General features: G+C 41.6%; 14 protein-coding genes. 1 reads left to right on the top strand and 13 read right to left on the bottom strand.

What is annotated here, in order from left to right:
* Together infB and nusA are read right to left on the bottom strand one after the other, a co-directional pair.
* Positions 1 to 3,219 (bottom strand): translation initiation factor IF-2, encoded by a 3,219-nt coding sequence (infB, locus tag BFS05_RS01725; RefSeq protein WP_103084312.1) that lies wholly within the window; start codon positions 3,217 to 3,219, stop codon positions 1 to 3.
* 286 nt (positions 3,220 to 3,505) lie between these two features.
* Positions 3,506 to 4,549, bottom strand: coding sequence for a transcription termination factor NusA (gene nusA / locus BFS05_RS01720; protein ID WP_103084311.1), 1,044 nt, complete (start codon positions 4,547 to 4,549; stop codon positions 3,506 to 3,508).
* A gap of 289 nt (positions 4,550 to 4,838) precedes the next feature.
* Here nusA and BFS05_RS01715 point away from each other — a divergent pair, with 289 nt between their 5' ends.
* A complete protein-coding gene (locus BFS05_RS01715; RefSeq protein WP_103084310.1) occupies positions 4,839 to 6,257 on the top strand; it encodes a hypothetical protein in 1,419 nt (472 codons plus the stop codon).
* A 291-nt stretch (positions 6,258 to 6,548) separates the two neighbouring features.
* Here BFS05_RS01715 and BFS05_RS01710 read toward each other — a convergent pair whose 3' ends face one another.
* From BFS05_RS01710 to BFS05_RS01655, 11 genes are all read right to left on the bottom strand, one after another.
* On the bottom strand, positions 6,549 to 7,370 hold the full coding sequence (locus BFS05_RS01710; protein ID WP_103084309.1) for a nucleoside phosphorylase: 822 nt from the start codon (positions 7,368 to 7,370) through the stop codon (positions 6,549 to 6,551).
* Positions 7,371 to 7,767: 397 nt separating this feature from the next.
* Complete coding sequence (locus BFS05_RS01700; protein ID WP_103084307.1) at positions 7,768 to 8,607, bottom strand: nucleotidyl transferase AbiEii/AbiGii toxin family protein; 840 nt, start codon at positions 8,605 to 8,607, stop codon at positions 7,768 to 7,770.
* Positions 8,608 to 9,213, bottom strand: a complete 606-nt coding sequence (locus BFS05_RS01695) for a type IV toxin-antitoxin system AbiEi family antitoxin domain-containing protein (protein WP_103084306.1) — start codon at positions 9,211 to 9,213, stop codon at positions 8,608 to 8,610.
* Positions 9,214 to 9,605: 392 nt separating this feature from the next.
* On the bottom strand, positions 9,606 to 10,868 hold the full coding sequence (locus BFS05_RS01690) for an ATP-binding protein (RefSeq protein WP_180978555.1): 1,263 nt from the start codon (positions 10,866 to 10,868) through the stop codon (positions 9,606 to 9,608).
* A 528-nt stretch (positions 10,869 to 11,396) separates the two neighbouring features.
* Positions 11,397 to 12,602 (bottom strand): hypothetical protein, encoded by a 1,206-nt coding sequence (locus tag BFS05_RS01685; protein WP_103084305.1) that lies wholly within the window; start codon positions 12,600 to 12,602, stop codon positions 11,397 to 11,399.
* A 12-nt stretch (positions 12,603 to 12,614) separates the two neighbouring features.
* Positions 12,615 to 14,723 carry a hypothetical protein gene (locus tag BFS05_RS01680; RefSeq protein WP_103084304.1) on the bottom strand — a complete coding sequence of 703 codons (2,109 nt, stop codon included), beginning with the start codon at positions 14,721 to 14,723 and terminating at the stop codon, positions 12,615 to 12,617.
* A gap of 449 nt (positions 14,724 to 15,172) precedes the next feature.
* A complete protein-coding gene (locus tag BFS05_RS01675) occupies positions 15,173 to 16,993 on the bottom strand; it encodes an ABC transporter ATP-binding protein (protein WP_103084303.1) in 1,821 nt (606 codons plus the stop codon).
* A gap of 170 nt (positions 16,994 to 17,163) precedes the next feature.
* Entirely contained in the window at positions 17,164 to 17,586 is a 423-nt protein-coding gene (locus BFS05_RS01670) for a GNAT family N-acetyltransferase (RefSeq protein WP_103084302.1), read from the bottom strand.
* A gap of 92 nt (positions 17,587 to 17,678) precedes the next feature.
* On the bottom strand, positions 17,679 to 18,983 hold the full coding sequence (locus tag BFS05_RS01665) for an MFS transporter (protein ID WP_103084301.1): 1,305 nt from the start codon (positions 18,981 to 18,983) through the stop codon (positions 17,679 to 17,681).
* A gap of 400 nt (positions 18,984 to 19,383) precedes the next feature.
* On the bottom strand, positions 19,384 to 20,337 hold the full coding sequence (locus BFS05_RS01660) for a hypothetical protein (protein ID WP_180978554.1): 954 nt from the start codon (positions 20,335 to 20,337) through the stop codon (positions 19,384 to 19,386).
* A 10-nt stretch (positions 20,338 to 20,347) separates the two neighbouring features.
* Complete coding sequence (locus BFS05_RS01655; RefSeq protein WP_103084300.1) at positions 20,348 to 20,854, bottom strand: GNAT family N-acetyltransferase; 507 nt, start codon at positions 20,852 to 20,854, stop codon at positions 20,348 to 20,350.
* Positions 20,855 to 20,865 lie beyond the last annotated feature (11 nt).

The following is a 20,865-nucleotide window of genomic DNA, read 5'->3' as shown; positions in this document are numbered from 1 at the left end:
TTACTTACGCTCAATCTGCTTCATCTCAAAGGTTTCGATTATATCGCCAAGCTCAATGTCATTGAAGCTACCGAGATTAATACCGGCTTCGTAACCCTCTTTGACAGATTGAACATCGTCTTTGAATCGACGCAAGCTGGAGATTTCAAGATCGTTGACAGTAGCAACGCCATCGCGCAAAATACGGCACTTCGTACCGCGCTTGACTTCGCCGTCTTGAACCATAACACCAGCAATATTGCCGAACTTAGACGAGCGGAAGATTTCGCGAATCTCAGAGTGAGAAGTAACAACCTCTTCAAATTCAGGCTTAAGCATACCCTTCAAAGCAGCTTCGATATCTTCGATTGCCTTGTAAATAACCGAGTAGTACTTAACTTCCACGCCTTCGCGTTCAGCCAAATCAGCAACCTGACGGTTTGGACGCACGTTGAAGCCAATAATCACAGCCTTATCAACAGTTGCCAAGTTCACATCGTTCTGAGTAATTGCACCAACACCGCGGTGAATAACCTGGATTCCAACTTCCTCAGAAACCTCAATCTTCATCAAGGAATCTTCCAAAGCCTCAACAGAACCAGAAGAATCGCCCTTAATAACGATGTTCAGCATATCAACTTCAGACTTAGCGAACTGTTCCTTAAGGCTTTCAAGAGACACAACCTTGCGACGCTTAGCAAGCTGAGCTGCACGTTCTGTAGCCGCACGCTTCTCAGCAATCTGACGAGCAGAACGATCATCCGAAGTAACCAAGAACAAGTCGCCAGCGGTTGGAACTGAAGTCAAACCAAGCACCTGAACAGGAGTGGAAGGAGCCGCATCCTGCAAGTGATTGCCGTTTTCGTCTAGCATTGCGCGCACACGGCCGTAAGAAGTGCCGGCAACAATAGAATCGCCAACGTGAAGAGTACCCTGCTGCACAAGAACAGTAGCAACAGCACCACGACCCTTATCAAGTCGAGCTTCGATAGTTGCACCGCGAGCGTCCATATTTGGATTTGCCTTAGGATCAAGCTCAGCGTCAGCAGTCAACAACACAGCTTCAAGAAGCTTATCGACGTTCGTGCCCTGCTTTGCGGAAATATCCACAAACATTGTGTTGCCACCGTATTCTTCAGCCACCAAACCGTATTCAGTGAGCTGGCCACGCACCTTTTCAGGATTAGCGCCTTCAACATCAATCTTGTTAACGGCCACAACAATCGGCACGTGAGCAGCCTGAGCGTGGTTAATAGCTTCAACAGTCTGAGGCATCACGCCGTCGTCTGCTGCAACAACAAGAATTGCAACGTCTGTAAGCTCAGCACCGCGGGCACGCATAGCAGTAAACGCTTCGTGGCCTGGGGTATCAAGGAATGTAATCTTACGAGGCTTACCTTCAAGATTTACCATGACTTGGTAAGCACCAATACGCTGGGTAATGCCGCCGGCCTCGCGCGCAATAACATTCGACTTACGAATAGTATCAAGCAAGCGAGTTTTACCGTGATCAACGTGACCCATAACAGTTACTACAGGCGGACGAGATTGCAAATCGTCATCTTCTTGCAATTCTTCTTCGTCCAAATCAATATCGAATTGCTGCAAAAGCGCCTTATCTTCTTCTTCTGCAGAAACAATACTGATATTCCAGCCGATTTCTTCGCCCAAGATTTGGAATGTTGACTCATCCAAGGACTGCGTAGCTGTTGCCATTTCTCCCAAGTGGAAGAGAACAGTTACCAAAGCTGCTGGATTCACATCAATCTTTTCTGCCAAATCAGAAAGAGTTGCACCCTGACGCAAGCGAATCGTAGCGCCATTACCCGAAGGAATACGAACGCCACCAATCACTGGTGCTTTAAGCTCTTCGTATTCACGACGCTTCGCTAAACGATTCTTACGAGCCTTAGAAGACTTGCCTCCCTGACGTCCGAATGCACCTGCAGCACCAGCACGACCGCGACCGCCTCGCGATGGTCCACCATTTGGCGCTCCAGCAGCAGCTGCTTGGAATCCTGCTGCAGCTTGTGCTCCTGCAAAACGTGCTTCAGAAGAAGCTTGACGAGAATTACCACCCGATGCATGCGAACGATGTGAACCACTCCATTGGCCTTGACGTGCTGAACCGCCTTGACCTCCCTGGCCTCCTTGTCCGCCTTGGCCTTGTTTGCCGCCGCGACCGCGACCGCGACCATTGCCATTACCAGCGCCCTGGACTTGACCGCCCTGACCTGGCTTTCCACCGCGATTGCTTTCGCCTGGACGAGACATTGGATGAGGACGAGGAATATCTCCAGGTGTAGGAGAACGCATACCCTGTTTACGACTAAATGGATTATTACCCGGACGAGGAGCATTTGTGCCAGCCCCATGAGCTTGATGAGGACGAGGACGTGGAGGCATTTGCGAACGATCAGAACGATTATCAGAACGATCGGAACGATTCTCAGAGCGCTCGGAACGATTCGAACGATCTTGACCTTGGCCATTTTGACCTTGCGCTTGGCCACCCTGACCGCCCTGTTTTGCGTTACGCGACTGAGAACGCGAACCATCACGACGATCCGAACGACGATCATTCCCATTAGAGCTGTTAGCACCGTTAGCAGAACCGTTAGTACCGTTAGTTCCGTTAGCAGAACCGTTAGCCCCAGAATTTTGATGAGCGTGAGTGTGAGCTCCTGGCTTAGGAGCAGAGGATTCAGACGAAGCGTGTGCTGCTTGCGCTGATTCGCCACTATACGCATCGGAAGGCTTTTTCTCGCCACTATTGGCATAAGAACTATCCGCAGAATTTTGCGAATTAGCAAAATTATTTACAGCGCTATTGTGACCAGACTTTTCTGAAGACTTATCAGAAAGCTTTTCGGAAGACTTCTCGCCGAACTTTTCAGAATCGGCACCAGCATTTTTAGAATCGCCTTTTGAAGAACTAACCTTTGCGGAATCCATCTTCTCATTCGTAGCTCCATTCGATGCTGAATTCGAAGCATACGAAGATGACGAAGATGAATTAGCGCCAGAACCAGCTACTTTTGTGCCGGCTGACTTAGTTGCGGAACTATTATTACTACCGCCGTCAGAAGCAAATGCTGTCTTCAAACGACGCGCAACAGGAGCTTCAACAGTGGAAGATGCTGATTTTACAAACTCTCCCATGCTCTTCAAACGCTCCAACACGGTTTTACTATCTACACCAAATTCTTTGGCTAGTTCGTACACGCGCTTTTTTACCACTCAGTGTTCTCCTCAGTCTGTGGCAGCGCTAACCCACGCAACCACGTTTATTATTGCGAGTTTTTATGTATTATCGTGCGATATATCATCGTGCGACCATGATTTTGTACCTCGTCTATCACTGGATGAAAGCAAATGCATTCACCCAGCAACCTGCTAAGCCACTTAATAAGCCATTTAAGCCACTTGCCCAGATTTCAGCTAATAGCATACCGGAAACGTTGGATTCGATATCAACCCAACTTTCGATTCGCCTATCAGCTTAATTTTGAATCCGACTATCAGCCTAATTTTCAGCTTGTGCTAACTTAGCAGCCTCAACCTTTTTAGCATGCTCTTCAGCAGATTCGACACCAATCTTCCAACCCGTTAACTTTGCAGCCAAACGAGCATTCTGACCTTCTTTACCGATTGCCAAAGAAAGCTGAGCATCGTGAATATACGCAATAGCAGTCTGACTCTTTTCGCTTACAACAGTTACTTGTGTTGCAACAGCTGGCGAAAGAGCTGCAGCTACAAACTTGGCTGGATCTTCAGACCAGTCAACAATATCTATCTTTTCTTGTCCAAGATTTTCCATAACAGCGCGTACACGAGCACCGCCAGGACCAATCAAAGCACCCTTAGGATTAACTCCGTCTGTATTTGCACGTACAGCAATCTTAGTGCGAGCGCCGGCTTCACGAGCAATAGACATAATCGACACAGCTCCAGAAACAAGTTCAGGAACTTCACGTTCAAACAAACGGCGAACAAGTTCAGGATGCGATCTTGAAACAACAATTTCAGGTCCACGCAAGCCGCGCGCAACATTCACAACGTAAACTCGAATGCGCTCACCGTGACGATAACGCTCACCAGGAACCTGCTCACGACGTGGGAGAATTGCCTCAACATCCCCAACTGCAACATGTATATTCGAAGGATCCTTAGAATCTTGCTGAATAATGCCATTAATCAGCTTGCCTTTTTGACCAGAAAAAGCTCCAAAAACACGGTCATCTTCTGCTTTGCGGAAAATCTGGCTAATAACCTGTCGCGCTGTAGCGGCGGCAAGACGTCCAAAATCATGAGGAGTATCGTCATATTCCTCCCCCAAAGTTGTGGCAGGATGAGGATTCTCTTCCGTAGGAACACCTGGTATTTCATCTCGTGCCCAAACAGTAAAAGTACCAGCGCGTTCATCTAATTCAACGCGAGCATGTTTAGCAGGATGCGAAGTCTTCATATATGCAAGACGTAAAGCCTCGGCGAGTGCCTCGTCCAGCTCTTCGGCATTAATCCCCTGCTGAGCCGCAAGCTGATGCATTCCCGCCAAATCCAATTCCATCGTGCACGTCCTCTCGTATATTTAACTTATAATTCACTTATAATTATTTGTAGTTATGAATTTTCATTTGTATTTATAAATCTTCAATTACGCCATATTTCTATAATCAACACTTTTTCAGTCTAATTACATAAAATCTATACAATTTACGTAATTAAACAGCTTTATTATAAAAACAAGCATAATTTTTAAGTATTTCCATAATTTAAGAGATAATTTTAGACATCATTTGATGTTGAAAATCTAAAAACTCCGCATTGGTCACACTCGTTGCTTATTCTATTAGATTATGCAGACACTTAAAGTTTTGTTAAAGGATTCAATACGCAAAGCAAAAAGTACAGCTAAAACCGTTATTTCAGTAGTCTTTTGCTGCGGAATCGTACTTTCACTATCTGCATGTAATAATGTTCGAATAGATCAAAAGGCACTTGAACAGTCCTCAGCAAAATCCAGCCTTTGCGCGAGCGCCTATCGTATAGCTCAAAAAAATCAAAAATATATAGATGCTAATAGCTCGAGTAATGATACAGAGAACGCTAATAATGCGAGCAGTGATACTGGAAAAACCGATAAAAGCAACGATACCGAAAACTCTGCCAAAAATTCTGCCAATAATTCTGACAACAGCACTGCCAACAACGCTTCCTCAAAAACAGAAAAATCCGCGCAATTAAATTACTCATTGCTCAAACAAACCGCTAAAGCTTGGCAAATAGTCGCAGAACAGTGCCCGAGTAGATTTGCTGAAGGAATAGTAAAAAGCACACAAATAACAGTAAAACTAATACAAAATAACAGCGATTTTGCCAAAGATTTTGCCGAAGAATTTACGAAGGACTTTTCCGAAAACTCATCTAAAGACTTTGCTGAGGACTCGTCTAATAACTCATCCGAAAACTCATCTAAAGAATTTGCAGAGAATCCTGAAAATTCAAAAAATAAATCAGACGATTCAGATTCTAAAAAATCTTACGCTTCACAAACCCCATCCGATCGCTTAACGCGCGTTGCAGACGAAGCGGAAACACACATGTTTGAAGCTATACGAAAATTTGCGCACGATCACGAAAGCTTACGTTTGACGCACGCACCTATCGCGCGAGCAGCACTTGGAGAGGATCAACTTGCTTTTATTTTGCAAACGCTCGCCTCAAATCAAAAAGACCGAGATTTGTTTAAAAAAGGCGAAAACGCGGCAAGCATATCTGATACTTTCATGCATTTTGCCGGAAAAGGCAAGGATATTCGCAAAAAAACATATGATTTCCCATTCGAGTCATTGGATTCGCAAAAAGCAAAAGACACTGCTACTGGAAAGAATCTTAAAGTTGAGGCAATTGTCTATATGGATTGCGCGCGAACAGAACTTGCAGCTTTAAACGAAAATTTTGCATTTACTGGATATGACGCTAAAAGTGAGATTCCAGAAGCAGATTACGACTATGCCAATTCAGACAACTCCTCCAATTCAGATAACTCCTCCAAGAGCGGCAAAACTGCAGATCCCTCTCACAAGTCAGATCCCTCTCACAAGTCAGATCCCTCTCACAAGTCAGATTCCTCATCTATCAATCTGAAAAAGTCTTCTATAAAAGAGGTAAATAACGAATTGCACAATATTCTAGCGAAACTCGTAATCTCAAGGCTTTTGCGCGCTTACTCAATGGGATACCCAACAGACGTATCCGCAATTCTAGCTAAATAATTTCGCGCTCATCCACAGCGCCACTAAGTACACAAAATCGTGGAAACGTTCTTGATTTTGTGGACATAGAGGGTACATAAGTACACAAAATAGGGGAAACGTTCTTGATTTTGTTTACTTATTGGGCGTGTTGGTAAACAAAATCAGGGAAACGTTCTTGATTTTGTGGACTTAGAGGGTACATAAGTACACAAAATCGGGGAAGGGTTCTTGATTTTGTTTACTTATTGGGCATATTGGTAAACAAAATCGGGGAAGGGTTCTTGATTTTGTTTACTTAGATCGCAAAAATCAAATACGCAACGCAGCTTCAATACAAAGCTCAAGCGCATAAGCTTTAGAATCCCCACCCCAATTACGCTCATCGTAATTTTCAACATCGTGCAAAGTATCTGCAGTGTAAAGAATCTCACCCCAGACAATCCCACGCATTTGCGCACAAGCCGCTAAAGCAGAACACTCCATTTCAACAACCGCGCATCCCTCCTGCTTACGATTAGCAACTTTCGTCTTAGTCTCACGGAAAAATCCATCCGTAGTCCACGTTTTAACTTCATGATAAGGCAAATTATGCGCCTGCAAGGTTTGCAAAATAGCACGCCTCGAACTCTCTGAAACATCAACATAACGACTTGGAGGCAAATAATGATAAGAAGTCCCCTCATCCCTTAAAGCTTTATACGGAACCAGAAAAACGTTTTCCGCATAATCAACTAACGATCCGCAAGAACCAGCACTAACAACTTCCCTAACGCCGTAAGAAATCAACCAATCTAAGATCTGAACAGCGGCAGGAGCGCCAACTGGAGCCTGCACTAAGCAGATTTTTTGCGTTTCTTCTACTACTTCGCTGTTTGTATTTTCTCTTACTTTATCCTCTATTTTTTTCTTTACTTTTTCTTCCAAAACATATATCGGATACACTTTAGTTGCAGATTCAAAATTTGTTACAACCGTAGCTTTCTTACTTAAAGCATACTTATCGATTTCATCGCCCAAAAAAGCAAAAACCGCTTTAGATGGTAGCTGAACAGCAATATCATCGTGATTTGGCATTAAAACTGCACTTTTATCGGAATCATACTCTAAAATCGGCAAATCATATTCTGTCATACAATCAGCTCCGTCATGCAAGCCATTCAATTTTACATACCAGCATGCGCATTATCGCACAAAAATCACAAAGTTGCCAATCGAAATGAAGATTTTTGCCATTTACGGCAATTTTCTTCATCGACACAACCCAGAACGTAGCCAAACCCAACAGTCAGACAATTCTAAAGTAGCCAATCGCTGCAAATACCTAAACCCACAAAGTGGCCCTGCCTTCGTCTTTACTAACGAAGACATACCTCGCTTGCATTGAAAGTCCACTGGACTTTCAACCCTAAGCAAGCTCGGCGCTCCGAGTTGCCTTCGCACGCTATATCGCAGTGCTTAGGCAGGTCGTCGCGCAACCACAATGATTTAGAAAAGCCAGCAATTACTTCAAGTATCTTAATGCAAAATTCTATTCAAGCAATTTCAACAATGCATCCAAACTTAGTAACACACTGCTAAAATCGATGTCTTTAGCGTAGGAATATTTACGCTGATATGACAACCACAATAAAGAAAGTCTCTCATCACAAGCAATACTTTCATAAATAGATTTAATATTATCTATAATATTTTCAGTTTTACGATTTTCACAAGTTGCATGAAAAGCACGCTTAAGAATCTCCCTATCTACCTCTCTTTTATGTGAAACAAGTAGCACGTGAATGTCATAAAAATCCCTCATACGCGTATTAAGAATTCCGCGCGATAAAATGGTTTGTAGCTTTTCCGCAAACACTGTTTCAATATTGTAAGAAAGAATAGAAATAGAACGGTCTTCCAACATCAACTTATAGTCATACTTAATTGCGCGTGGTGTAATAGTAGCTCCAGTAGAAACATCAATTTTTATTGGCGTTATCATTCTTCCAATACGCGAATCAAGCGCAAAACGAATACCTGGATATTCCATATCATCCATAATCTTCATTACGCTTTTAATAGTAAAATCAACTCCATCGTCTATGTCTATACGAGATATATCCTCAATCATTTTTTTCGTATTCTCGAGAGACAAATCATAATTTTGAATAGTCGTATCTATATCCATAGTTGATCGCATAGAAATACCAAGCAAAGACGTTACTAAAACACCGCCTTTTACAATAAAATTATTGCGATATTTTGAAACTGACATACGCTCTAAGTAGCGTTCCATCATGTAAAGACGCATCAGCACACGAGGATCTGCGTTATTTTGTTCGGCGAGGTTTTTGATTCTACCTCTTATTTGCGCATCCGTTAAACCCATTTACAGTAACACCTCAAAATACTTGCGAACAACATTGTTTACTTTAAAAAGTTTCGCATATTCCATCAACAAATTAAGATCTTTGTCTGGTCTAGCAATATAGGATTTCAAGATTGTATTAAATTCTTGAATTTCAATTAAATTTCTGCTTCTAAACGCGTCACAGACAGTTCTTTCAAGATTATACATTGGTACTTTATTACCGAGATTATCAGTGACTAAAATCTTTCCAACTTCAAGCAATTCCTTTTTTACGCTATAAACTTTCACATTGCACGACGCTTTCAGCCGATGAGCATTAAAGCCACTGTAAACAGTAATAGTGTGAGTAATTGGCTCCATATCAACTAATCCATGATAAAAGAAAGCTTCGTCGTGAGAAAAAACAGCAGACGGTGAACGCTTATGAATAAGAAGTAACTCATCTACCCACGAGTCTTTAGACGCGTATATTCCACCGCTTAACTGTTCTAGTTCATTATCTTTAACAAATTTATAAAACTTGTATTTTGACAATCCGCAAGATTTTGCTTCTTTTAAAGTAAGCATATTGTTACCATTAGCGTTTAATAATGTAGCGATAATAGCCACCGTCCTTTCGTGCATATATTGTAACTTATATTAGCACGATTGGATGAATTATATTAAATTTCACTATCCTACTACTATCACGATTACTATCACGATTTACGCTAATAGAATTCTGTGATTACAGCACAGCAATACTTTATGACACATTTACGCTGATTTCATATATTATATCAGCGTAAACGTATCAAATACACAAGCAAATCTCAAAGTTACAAATAACAAAATAGCCAAACTGCAAAGTAGCCAAAACACAGATCAGCCAAACCACAAAGTAGCCAAAATCAGACATTCGCGCAGAAACCATACTGCGCCAGTGTCTTAAAACGAACAAAATCAGACACGCGTGCAGAAACAATTTTGCGCTTAATGGCTACTTGCGACATCTCAGCTGTAAAAATCACAAATCCTTACATGTAAATAGTTTCAGGATTAAGAAGGAAATTCAGCAATCCCAATACAAGAACGCCTTCCTCAGTATGCCAAGGCTTTACGCTCCCACCAACAAGAATAATCTTACGGAACGCATCACTAATATTCATCAAAGATTTCTCTTCTTGCAACGTCTTCTCTCTAGTAGGTAACGCAAGTGCAGATTGAATATAAAATCTTTGATCTGCCATATTTACAACAAAATCAACTTCCGTTTGCTTGCGAACCGATTTACCATTTTTATTCACTTCACTAACTTGCACACTACCAACATCCACCTTGTAACCAAGACGTTTTAACTCATTGTAAATAACATTTTCCATTATGTGAGTTTCTTCCATCTGCCTAAAGCCAAGCAACGCATTCCTCACACCAAGATCCGTAAAATAATACTTCACAGGACTACCTATATACTTCCTGCCTTTAATGTCATATCGAATAGCACTCTCTAAAAGGAACGAATCTTCTAAATAAGAGATATATCTCTCAACAGTCGTTCTTGTAGTCGAAACCTGTGAAACAGATTTAAACGTTTGGACGATTTTTCTAGTGCTAGTTAAAGCGCCAATAGAAGAAGCGATTACTCTAGTAACATCATCAAGTTCACTTCTTTTCCGTATTGCATGACGATCAAGAATATCTCTTTTATAAGTGTTTTCAAAAACTGATTGAAGGAACTCGCGTTTTTGCTCATCGCTTTCCATTAAAACAACTTGAGGAAGACCACCAAATCTCCAATATTCTTCCCAAGCATCTCGCTCATCTTTTTCATTAATAGACATGAATTCAGAAAACGAAAGAGGGTAAATTCTAATCTGATCGCTTCTTCCTCTAAATTCTGTAACTATATCCGACGAAAGGAATTTAGAATTACTACCGCTAACGTAAACATCTAGATTACTAATATGCAGAAAACTATTAAGCACATCTACAAAATCGTCCATCATTTGAACTTCATCAATAAACAGATAGTATGTATTATCGTCTTTCAGAAGCTCATCAACATGCGCAAGAATATTATCAGGATTACGCAAGTCTTTATTTCTTCTATCGTCCAATGCTATGCGAATAATATGATTATCTTCTACACCATCCGCAATCAAATGGTCATAAAATAGTTTCATTAAAATATACGTTTTACCGCATCTGCGCATGCCAGATATTACCTTGATAAGACCATTATTTTTCGCCGAATCGAGCTTTTGGATATAATAGTCTCTTTTTATTTCTTTAACAGGCATATTTAGCATCCTTTCAATAAGTATTGTGCAAACGCGCGGAGGCACTGCGATATTGATATGCAAATCTTTTTATTGCTACTATCGTTACACAAATCTTTCCGCAAGCACTGCAACAAGTATGCATAACTAGCCAATCCCAAAGTAGCCAATCGCTGCAATTTTGCACTTAATGGCTACTATTATAATCTGGATAATTTAAACTCTCAATATCCCAAAGTAGCCAATCGCTGCAAATCTGCACTTAATGGCTACTTCGCAAAACAGAGACATTCGCGCCCACGCAGAAACCATACTGCGCCAGTGTCTTAAAACGAGCAAAATCAGACACTAACGCAGCGCAACGACCTGCTTGAGCGCTTAAAGCGTAGCGCGCGAAGGCAACTCGGAGCGCCGAGCTTGCTCAAAGTTGAAAGCACAGTGCGCTTTCAACGCAAAGAACAACTCTTAGGCGTGTAGCAAAAAATCGCACGAAATAGTCAATGAAAAAATAAATCGCCACCTCTGTTAGGTGGTGATTTATTTTAAATATTAGCCTTTGAATTTATCGGCAATATGATCCAGCTCACTTTTATAATCCGGACCGGTCATTTTATGTTCATCGCTCAACGGTCGCTCAACGTTGTGGGCCACAATTCGAAATGGCATCAAGTGCTTATTTTTATCACGCAACATATTTGTATGTTCAATTAACATCTCTCCACCTATGCTTATCATCTTATTGCCATCATCTTCATTAAAGCTTAACAGCCGGCCATAAAACCTAAAGTAATACGGCAGATAAATATAGTCGGAATATACATCAAACTTATTTGGATCAGTCTTTGATGGCACAACAATCTCAGTAATAGCACCAGTCCAATAATTTCCATTGTCATCCCTATTGCTAAGAACCATCGAAGTGCCTATCACACCACCCGGCGTCACTTGAACTTTTGAAAATCCTTGCTTGTACAGCATATACCGCGCCACGCTAATTAAGCTATCGCGGTGTGCTGACTCATTCAGAGTCACCGGATTACCGTTTTTATCAACATAAAGCGAGCTACCATCGCTCCGAGATATGTTTTGAAAATATTTCACCAATAGTAAATCCGGCTCAATTGGTGTTTTTTGCTCCACATCGCACAATGCATCATATTGTCCATCAAAGCGGCTTGCTGCATCGGTCAAAAATGTTTTCTGTCTTTTAGTAGCCCCTTCATGCTCATTAAAGCTCCGCGATACCTCTGGCGAGCCATATTCCTGGCCAGCTTTACAATAACTTACATACGCCGCTTTCATGGCAGCCTCGTCAACGTCGCTATCTACCACGCCGTTTTTAAGAATTGGGCCAAACTGCCCCTTCTCGGCGCTAGTTTCTACCACTATCCGACTGTTGGAAACATAATTTTCCGGCATATTAAGCTCTCGCTCAAAGCCATTCTTGTCAAACTTATCTTTATCGGTATTAGGATTGTAAGCACGCAAACCATTTCCCTCTAAATCTTTGCGTGACCAAGTAGAGTAGTAGCCTTTTTTGGGAATGCCATTTTCATCGCGCCCCTGAAAGAACCAGCTAACTCGGTTCACCACACCACCAACAAACTCACGCGGCCCCTTGAACACCGTAAAGCCAATCAACGCTACCGCTCCAGCCACGCCCGCAGCCAACAAGCGTTTCTGCAGCTTCTCATGCTTCTGCTCTTGCTCTTTGTTCTGCACTTCATTATTGCTATTGCTTGACATTTGTTCCATAATCATCTCATTTTAATTGCCAAACACCGCACGGTCATGCTTTACAAACTCATCATAATTTGACATCGCATCATCATAATCGATACGCCGTCTTGGTTGACCATACCATCTACGATTAACTGGTGCCGTCTTTACCACAAAAGCGCGGTAACGCGTAACATCATCAACACCTTCGGATGAGTGGGCATTGAGGCCATTAAGATAAACCGCCCAATTTCCACTCCCTACGTATTGTTTGTAATGTGGCAGAGCCTCAACATCACCGCGATGGGTATACTCTCCATAGCCCTCGTCTCTAATCTCATTATCGACGAACATGTTACTGCCAATAAGGGTATTGAAGCTGTTACCAACGATTCTACCAATCTCATTATCGTTGATGCCAAACTTTTTCATAACACGCGGCAGCTCGTTGTCCTTCGCGCGCAACGGACGGTCAACATCGTGCAAAATAGCACGGAATGGCAAAATGCCAGTGCTCTTATTGCTTTGGCGCAACACCGAAGCATATAGGGCGTAGTCATCCGTACCACTGTAGTCCGCCACGTGATAATAAATGTCTCTACTTAACACACGGTTAAAGTAGATATCATCCAACACGCCAACCATCACGTCAAACTTGTCTGGCTTGTCTTGGGACGGTATCACAATCTGCACGGCCTCCACATAACCACGGTTATCCAAACGGCAAGTACCCCAAGCGCCAGCCGGACTTGCGTGAACATTGTAGAACCCCTGATCGTACATCATCCAGCGTGCTACGCTCATTATGCTGTCATAATGAGCAGACTTCTTAAACTCAATACTGTCGCCATTTTCGTCCACGTATGGCACATTCGTCTCCCTCTCGTTGCTTTGATACATATCAGCATATCCCACTGATCCTGGGTGACGGGAGTTATACGTTGTGGTAATAGTAGCGCTCATCATCTTATCAATGCTGATACGCCCAGAGTATAAGCTTTCACGCGTATATTTGTTGAAGTTGTCCGTAACGGAGTTCCAGCCCTCAAGATAATTGCGCTGTGCAGTTGTCAGCTTTGGCAGCGTTCCACGTTTATCACTTGCCACACGGTAGTACTCCATTATAGCGTCGTCATCAGCATCACTATTAGAGATTTCGCTGCGGATCACCTTGCCGATTTGACCCTTCTCGGCGGCCGAATCGATTTTGTAACGCGCATTGTAGAAGTTGTAAAAGCCATCGTGATCGTTTACTGGCGCATCTACATCCATACCGACGACATTATGGTTATTGGTGTACCCTGGAGTAGCCACCAACTCGCTACCCACCTTGTACCAATTTTGATCATAAATCTGGTTGAGCGGCAATGCAGAGTAATCAGCTGGACCACCGGCGTCGACCGCATCTGGGTTCTCTTGACGCTTTGGCTCCGTCTTCACATCAGCGCTTGAATGCTTATGCGAGTCAGACTGCGAGCTTGCAGTAGCCGCTCGTTTACTATTATTATGTTTTTGGGGAACGCATAAAGCTACAACTACGCACAACAATATTGATAAACAAACTACTGCTGCAATAATTTTGTTTCGCTTAGTTAATAAACTTTTAAGATTAAAATTCGAAGAATTTACTTTAACTGAAGTAGAATCCGATGAATATGAACTGTCCGCGTTCATTGCATTATATGGAGCAGACTGCTTTACATAATCGGAAGAATACGAACCCGTGCCATTCGAATTTACAGTATAATTGTATGGATATTGAGCCGAAAAATTATTGGCATTTTGATTGTACTGATTATTCACATATTCTCGATTATTATAATATTGCGAATTTTGATATTGCGAATTTTGATATTGATTAGGATATTGTCCATACCAGTTTTGATTCTGAGCATACTGAGATGGCTGATACTGGTTCTGTTGATACTGCTGATTCTGAGATGGCTGATTCTGAGATGGCTGATTCTGAGATGGCTGATTCTGCTGATACCGGTCATTGCCATTGCTATTATTCGCACTATTATTCACGCTATTATTCACAGCAACCGATTCACCTTGATCATGTAAGCCATTATCATTGTTTGGATTTGTCTGATTCTGCTCATTCGATTCATAGTTATCTATATCATTCGAGCCATTCTGATTAAACTGTTCCATCTCTACCTTTTCTCTAAATCTATACAATCTAAATTACACATAAACATTAAATAAATATAGATTTTTCTAAGATTTATTCTGCAAAATTTTAAATCAAAGAAAACACTGCAAGCAACAACGCAATTCCTTAAAATGTAGCGAAAAAGCAGGTCATATCACCACAAAGTAGCCAATCGCTGAAAATAATCAATCACCAAATCAGCAGCCTTCGTTAGCGCTTTGACTGAGTCTGAAATTATTGGAATTTCAAGCTCGGTCAAAGCGTGATTTGGCTTAATTGTGAAGCACGATGTGCTTCACAATTAAGCCAAATCAGCCGAACGGCTACGCCGTGAGGATTAGTGCTTAGGCAGGTCGTCGCGCTTATCCTGCGTGTTTGTAAACAAAATCAAGAACACCTCCCCGAATTTGTTTACTTACTGGAGCTTTGCACAAGCGTTAAAACAACCTCACATAGACACAGTGTAAAGCGAGTAGAAGTAAGCCTTCTGATTCATAAGATCCTCAAAGCTTCCGCGCTCAATAAGCTCGCCGCTTTTCATCACAAGGATCTCATCATATTGCTTAAGCGAATTGGCATCCAAGCGATGAGTTACAACAAGTCGAAGAATTCCTTGCAAATCCAAAATAGACTGCGTTACGTTCACGCTTGTCTCGTTATCCAATGCGCTCGTTGCCTCATCAACCAGCAGAATCTCGGACTTTTTAAGCAAACTTCGCGCAATAGCAATACGCTGCTTTTCACCGCCAGAAAGATGACTACCGTTCTCACCGCACTGATAATCCTTACCTTTAGCAGCAATCAAATCATCCAAACCAGCCAAATGAATCACGCGATCCACTTCCGAATCCGGGAACGGCTTAAAAAGCGTAATATTATCTAAAATCGAAGCATCAAACATAAACACAGACTGCTGCATAAGAGTCGTCTTATCGTAAAGCGAACTCTTGCTCACATTGCTAAGCTCGTGATTATCCAGCTGCACATTACCTTCATAATCCTTGTAATAGCCCATAAGCAGATTAATCAAACTACTCTTACCGGCACCAGAAGGTCCTACTATCGCGTAAGATTTTCCAGCTTGCAAAGTTAGATTTACATTTTTCAAGACTTTATGATCAGCATCATAAGCGTACGAAACATCGCGCAAAACAACGCTTTTAATAGAATCGTCAATGATCTCGCCAGAATCTTCCTTAGCGTTACTCATATAATCAGCCATCTTACCAATAAGCTTCTTAGCGCCCTTCATCTCGCCAAGCATTTGCGGAAGAGTTGCAATAGGCTGAAGCACGCCATTCATCAAATTAGTGAAAGCTAACACCATTCCAGCAGTAATAACACCAATATGAGCGTTAACCATCCAAGCACCAATAAGCATCACGCCAAGCTGAGTCCCAAGACTTGAAATTGTGCCAAGAGCAGAAACAGTAGTCATCGTTTTTTCGCGAAGATTCTTCGTATGCTCAAGCTCCATCGACTGATTCTGATAACGGTTAATAACCTCTTGCTCCGCCTTAAAACTCTTAATAACCGAAACGCCGTTCAAAACATCCTTCGTCAGGGCCGTGTAAGACTCGTTCGACTTAGAAACCTGCTCCTCGCGAGTGGCAATTTCGTTAGCTGTAAGAATCGAGCACGCCATAGGAAGCACGGAAATAATAAGAGAAATAACAGTGAGCAGCGGACTATAGTAAATCATAAGAGCTAGCGAACTTACAAGCATAAGAATGTCTTGAACAAAATCAAAAATCTTCTTCAAATACTTTTCTTGAATACGCTCGCAATCATTAGTAAGTACAGAAAGATACGTGCCGGAATTCGCAAGAGAAAAATCACTATAACTCTTTTTTAAAAGCTTCTTGATAACAGACTCTTTATACTGATTCATTGCTTTTTCAAGAAAGCGAGGGTATGCACTGCGCTTCAACGCGAAAATCAGGGAGATTACCAGCATAAAGGAAACACAAAGCAGCAAAATAGTAGTTAAAGAGTAGGATTCTTTACCTGCCATATAGTCGAAAATAATTTGCAAAATCCAGGAAATAGCAGTAAAAATCATAGACAATGCAATAAAAACTATCATCGAAAGAAAAGCTACAAGCTTGTTTTCCTTGAAAAATAGTTTTACGTAATTTTTTACGTCGGGATGTAGTTTGGATGATTGCTGATTCGCAGGCGATTGCTGATTCGCAGGCGATTGCTGATTTGACGCAGTATTTTGATTTGCGGATGAATTTTGATTTGCCGCGTCGTCAGTTTTTCTCATTCTCGTTACCTCTCACTTCCTTTATATATCTCTTCTATCGCTGCTATTTTGCTATTTCTAGTATTTCTAATATTTATACTATTTTGCTATTTCTACTTTTTGCTATTTCTTTTCTAAAATAATATCGATAAAAATAACTTTCTAAAATAATATCGATAAAAGCAACTGTATCATGTTCTATCTTTTATAAAACCACAGCACTCGATTTCTGAAAGCTCAATAAAACCAGCAGACTTATAAAAAGCAATAGTTTTTTCAGTAGAATCCGTAGTCAACTGAATTTGACGAACATTAGGATAGCAATCCACAATCGCTTTTAACAAAGCAGACCCTATCCCCTGGCGTTGATACTCAGGCAAAACAAGAATATCCTGAATAAGAACAACCGTATACCCGTCACCAACGGCCCTAACAATGCCAACTAGCTCATCATTTTTATACGCAGCTAAAACCTTGAGCGAATTGTTAAAACCATTTTCCAAGGCAGCTAAATCATCTGTGTACGCAGACCAACCAACGGAATCATACAGCTTTGGAATATCTTTGCTATCATACTTTTCGTACTCTTTGATTTGCACATCTGTTAGATTCATTTACAATAACACCTCCGAATACTGTTGGAATCGACGCTAGAATCGACGCTAGAATCAACGTCAAAATCGACGTAAAAATCGACGCTATATCCCTAATCTCTAGAGTAGCTCGTGTTTGGCAACTGCGGCAAAACAGCCAGCAAACCTGCAGTAAAAATCAACGCTAGTATAGGCAAAAGCTGCCATTGGAACGTAGACGAGAATGCAAATCCAATCCAAGATCCGCTAGTAGCACCAATCGCAAATGCGAGTCGCGCCCAACCAGAAAACTTTGCGAGCGAACTACCTTTAAACAGAATCTGACGCGCAACAATAATCGGCTCTACTAGTAACATTCCGCCAATCGCCTCAAGGAAGAACGCAACCCACATCACTGGCAAAAGACTACTAAACATAAGGCAATAAGAAACCAAGCTCACAGCAATACCTAAAATCGCAACTTTTCTTAAACCGAGTTTTTGGGAAGAATGCGCATACAAAACGGACGCAAGCACGCTTCCTACACCAGTGAAAATATACAGTATTGTTAAAGATTTAGAGCCATATTGATTACCAAGACCAAGAAGAATATAAGAAACAGAGCATGCAGGAATAAAAGCAACCAAAAGCGAGCCAGCAAGAAGCATGATTTTACTCTTGAGCGATGGATTCGCAGATTGCTTAGATGTAGATTTGTTAGTCGCATCATTTGCTTGATTTTCTTGCGATTCATTCTCTGCATCTTGCGACGCTTCCTCTACTTCATTAGTCTCATCTGATCCTTCAACTACTTCGCAAGATACTCGCGCAATGTCTTGCTTCATAATAAATCTCGTGGCGCAAGCTGCAAAAGAAGTTACGGACGAGAAAATCAAAACCGCAGGAACCGACCAGCTTGCAATCCACGAACCAAGTGGAGAGCCAAGCAACGTTCCAGTAATACTAGCCAAAACGCTTACAATGCCGCTGTAGTTGACAATCATGCTGTCGTCTCCGCCTGCAGCATCAACCTCGAAAACTTCGCTAGCAATATCAATCACTTGACCAGTAATCAACAATGCGCAAGAAAGAGCCACAAGTGACCACTTCCACGCTAGAGAATTGTAAGGCATAAGAAGCGGCAGCAAACTTAGCACGCCTTCCACACCCTCAGTCATAGCAAGAGCGCGAAAACCGCCAAGCTTATCAACAATCCAACCAGAGCATGGCGAAAGAAAATCGGCAACCGTCATAAAAGTCTTACGAAAACCAATCACCCACGCCGGCAAGCCAAAAATAATAATCGAAGGCAAAACCGAGCCTTCATACGCTTGATTGCCAAGCATAGAAAAACAGAAACCAACCAACGCCCATCGCAATGCTGGACTAATAGAGCTCATACGAATAAAGATATTATCTTTGCTAAAAATTGACTTCACAGCTACCAGCTCTCCCCTAAAACTCTTTCAAAATAATGCAAGCCTACATAACTACTCGCATACAAACTTACACGCAAACTTATACGCAAACTTACATAACTACTCGCCAATCGCTATCAAACTTAAATAATCCACTACAAACTACACAAATCCAATAGCTTTTTGACAAATTTGATAACACTATACTCTCGTTTAAAAAAAAAAGCAAAAATTGCATCTAGAATCTCGAGAAGTAATCTTAAATCCACCGCACGTTAAACCTTTTAACGATAGCCCTCACTAAGCCTTGCTACACAAGAGCAAACTTGCACCAACCTAATCAGCCTTTGACATCAACACAACACTCTCGACGCTCGTAGAGCCTTTTGCTTAAAGAAGAAGAAAACAGTCTTATAAAATCTTATGCTTCTACTGCGGTTCTTTTCCATGGGTGCTGCTTGATAACGAGAATAATATCTGTAAGAACAATACCAACTACTAAGCTCACCCATGCCAAGCTCGGTGTAAGAAGCCAAGCGAGAACACCAAAAATCAGCAGTCGAAGCAGCACAACAATAACCAAGAAAGTCCAACTTTTTGTTAGGTATTTCTGTTGATCAGCATTCAATGCGCCCATCAGAACCATAACCGCAGCCGCCACGCAAGAAAATAGCATATTGCCCAAGAACATGACAAGCAGCGTTCGCCAGCCAGCAATAGTACCAAGCATCCACCATTGCAGCATCAATGCAAGCAAAAATGTGACAACATCGTATACTGCTTCCATCAGCATATTCGCAACAATTAACGAGGAGAATGTTAAAGACACACCTCTAGAAGTGTCTGTTTTACCTGCGCTCGCATGCTGTAATGCAATCTTGTTTCTCACCTCGGCGCGCTTTACGCGCTCTTCTTCAAGCATTTGAACGCCAAGCTCAACCGATTTCTTTGAAGCTTCCTGTAATTGCGCATACGTCATACCTGGCTGCCAAGGCTTTTCAAAAACAAACATCAACACACTAGTAATCGCTGCGCCAATAATGATGCTTAGCAGCGTGATATCGGAAACAAGCAATAAAGCAATACCAGAAGTCGCCAGAAGCCTTAACGCAAAATCGATGATTCCAATAAGCAAATACCCGTCATCCGGTCTACGATGCCTATACCACTGCAGATACGCTGTACTTAGCAGCGAAAACACCACAACACTCAACGCGAGTATGACCACAGTTTCCCAACCTAGTACGCGGTGCCCTACGAACTGCTGTACAAGAAGCGAAATAATAAGAGTGCAAATGCCAGCAACAGTTTCTATAATCACATTATCCCAAAAAGCATGCTTGAAAAGCACTGGACTTACCTTCGTCTCACTCATCATCTTTCCTCTATATATTAATCCAATACCTTCTTGTTGTAACATTTCCCCTTGGTAGGCTATTTTTCACTTTGTTCTCCAAAATTCCACCATTATTTTCTATAACTCGTATCGATCCGATATTGTCATCATCACACGTAATAAGAATTTTATGTAGATTCAAAGTCTCTTTACAATATGTAAGTGCCATAGAAAGCATTTTTGTTCCATAGCCCTTCATACATTCAGATTGCCTAACTTCGTACCCTATGTGACCACCATAGTTAATTAAAAAAGAATTTAATTCATGCCTAATATTAATTTCACCAATAAATTTTTCATTATCTATCAGCCAAAATGTAGTAGCTTTAACATAATTTGCAGGTAAATTTATACCATGTTCATAGTTATAAGAACTCTCTATAATTGTCTCAGGGTTTATAAAACGTCTTTCTGCATTCGGCCTAAAAATTTCATCTTCTTCATTTGCTTCTATATAACTTTGGATATATTTACTATCTGGTCTAATTAGTCGCATACGTGCTCCTT

The organism is Gardnerella coleohominis (assembly GCF_002896555.1).
GTDB lineage: Bacteria > Actinomycetota > Actinomycetes > Actinomycetales > Bifidobacteriaceae > Bifidobacterium > Bifidobacterium vaginale_F.
Note: the sequence above shows the minus strand (reverse complement) of the source record. Positions and strands in the feature narration are given on the sequence as shown.

What these genes read in the sequence shown, in the direction of transcription:
- BFS05_RS01700 (WP_103084307.1), bottom strand. Translation starts at nt 8,607, where the DNA reads ATGGGTTTAACGGATGCGCAAATAAGAGGTAGAATCAAAAACCTCGCC.
- BFS05_RS01710 (WP_103084309.1), bottom strand. Translation starts at nt 7,370, where the DNA reads ATGACAGAATATGATTTGCCGATTTTAGAGTATGATTCCGATAAAAGT.
- nusA (WP_103084311.1), bottom strand. Translation starts at nt 4,549, where the DNA reads ATGGAATTGGATTTGGCGGGAATGCATCAGCTTGCGGCTCAGCAGGGG.
- BFS05_RS01715 (WP_103084310.1), top strand. Translation starts at nt 4,839, where the DNA reads ATGCAGACACTTAAAGTTTTGTTAAAGGATTCAATACGCAAAGCAAAA.
- BFS05_RS01690 (WP_180978555.1), bottom strand. Translation starts at nt 10,868, where the DNA reads ATGCCTGTTAAAGAAATAAAAAGAGACTATTATATCCAAAAGCTCGAT.
- BFS05_RS01680 (WP_103084304.1), bottom strand. Translation starts at nt 14,723, where the DNA reads ATGGAACAGTTTAATCAGAATGGCTCGAATGATATAGATAACTATGAA.
- BFS05_RS01695 (WP_103084306.1), bottom strand. Translation starts at nt 9,213, where the DNA reads ATGCACGAAAGGACGGTGGCTATTATCGCTACATTATTAAACGCTAAT.
- BFS05_RS01655 (WP_103084300.1), bottom strand. Translation starts at nt 20,854, where the DNA reads ATGCGACTAATTAGACCAGATAGTAAATATATCCAAAGTTATATAGAA.
- BFS05_RS01670 (WP_103084302.1), bottom strand. Translation starts at nt 17,586, where the DNA reads ATGAATCTAACAGATGTGCAAATCAAAGAGTACGAAAAGTATGATAGC.
- BFS05_RS01685 (WP_103084305.1), bottom strand. Translation starts at nt 12,602, where the DNA reads ATGGAACAAATGTCAAGCAATAGCAATAATGAAGTGCAGAACAAAGAG.
- BFS05_RS01675 (WP_103084303.1), bottom strand. Translation starts at nt 16,993, where the DNA reads ATGAGAAAAACTGACGACGCGGCAAATCAAAATTCATCCGCAAATCAA.
- BFS05_RS01660 (WP_180978554.1), bottom strand. Translation starts at nt 20,337, where the DNA reads ATGAGTGAGACGAAGGTAAGTCCAGTGCTTTTCAAGCATGCTTTTTGG.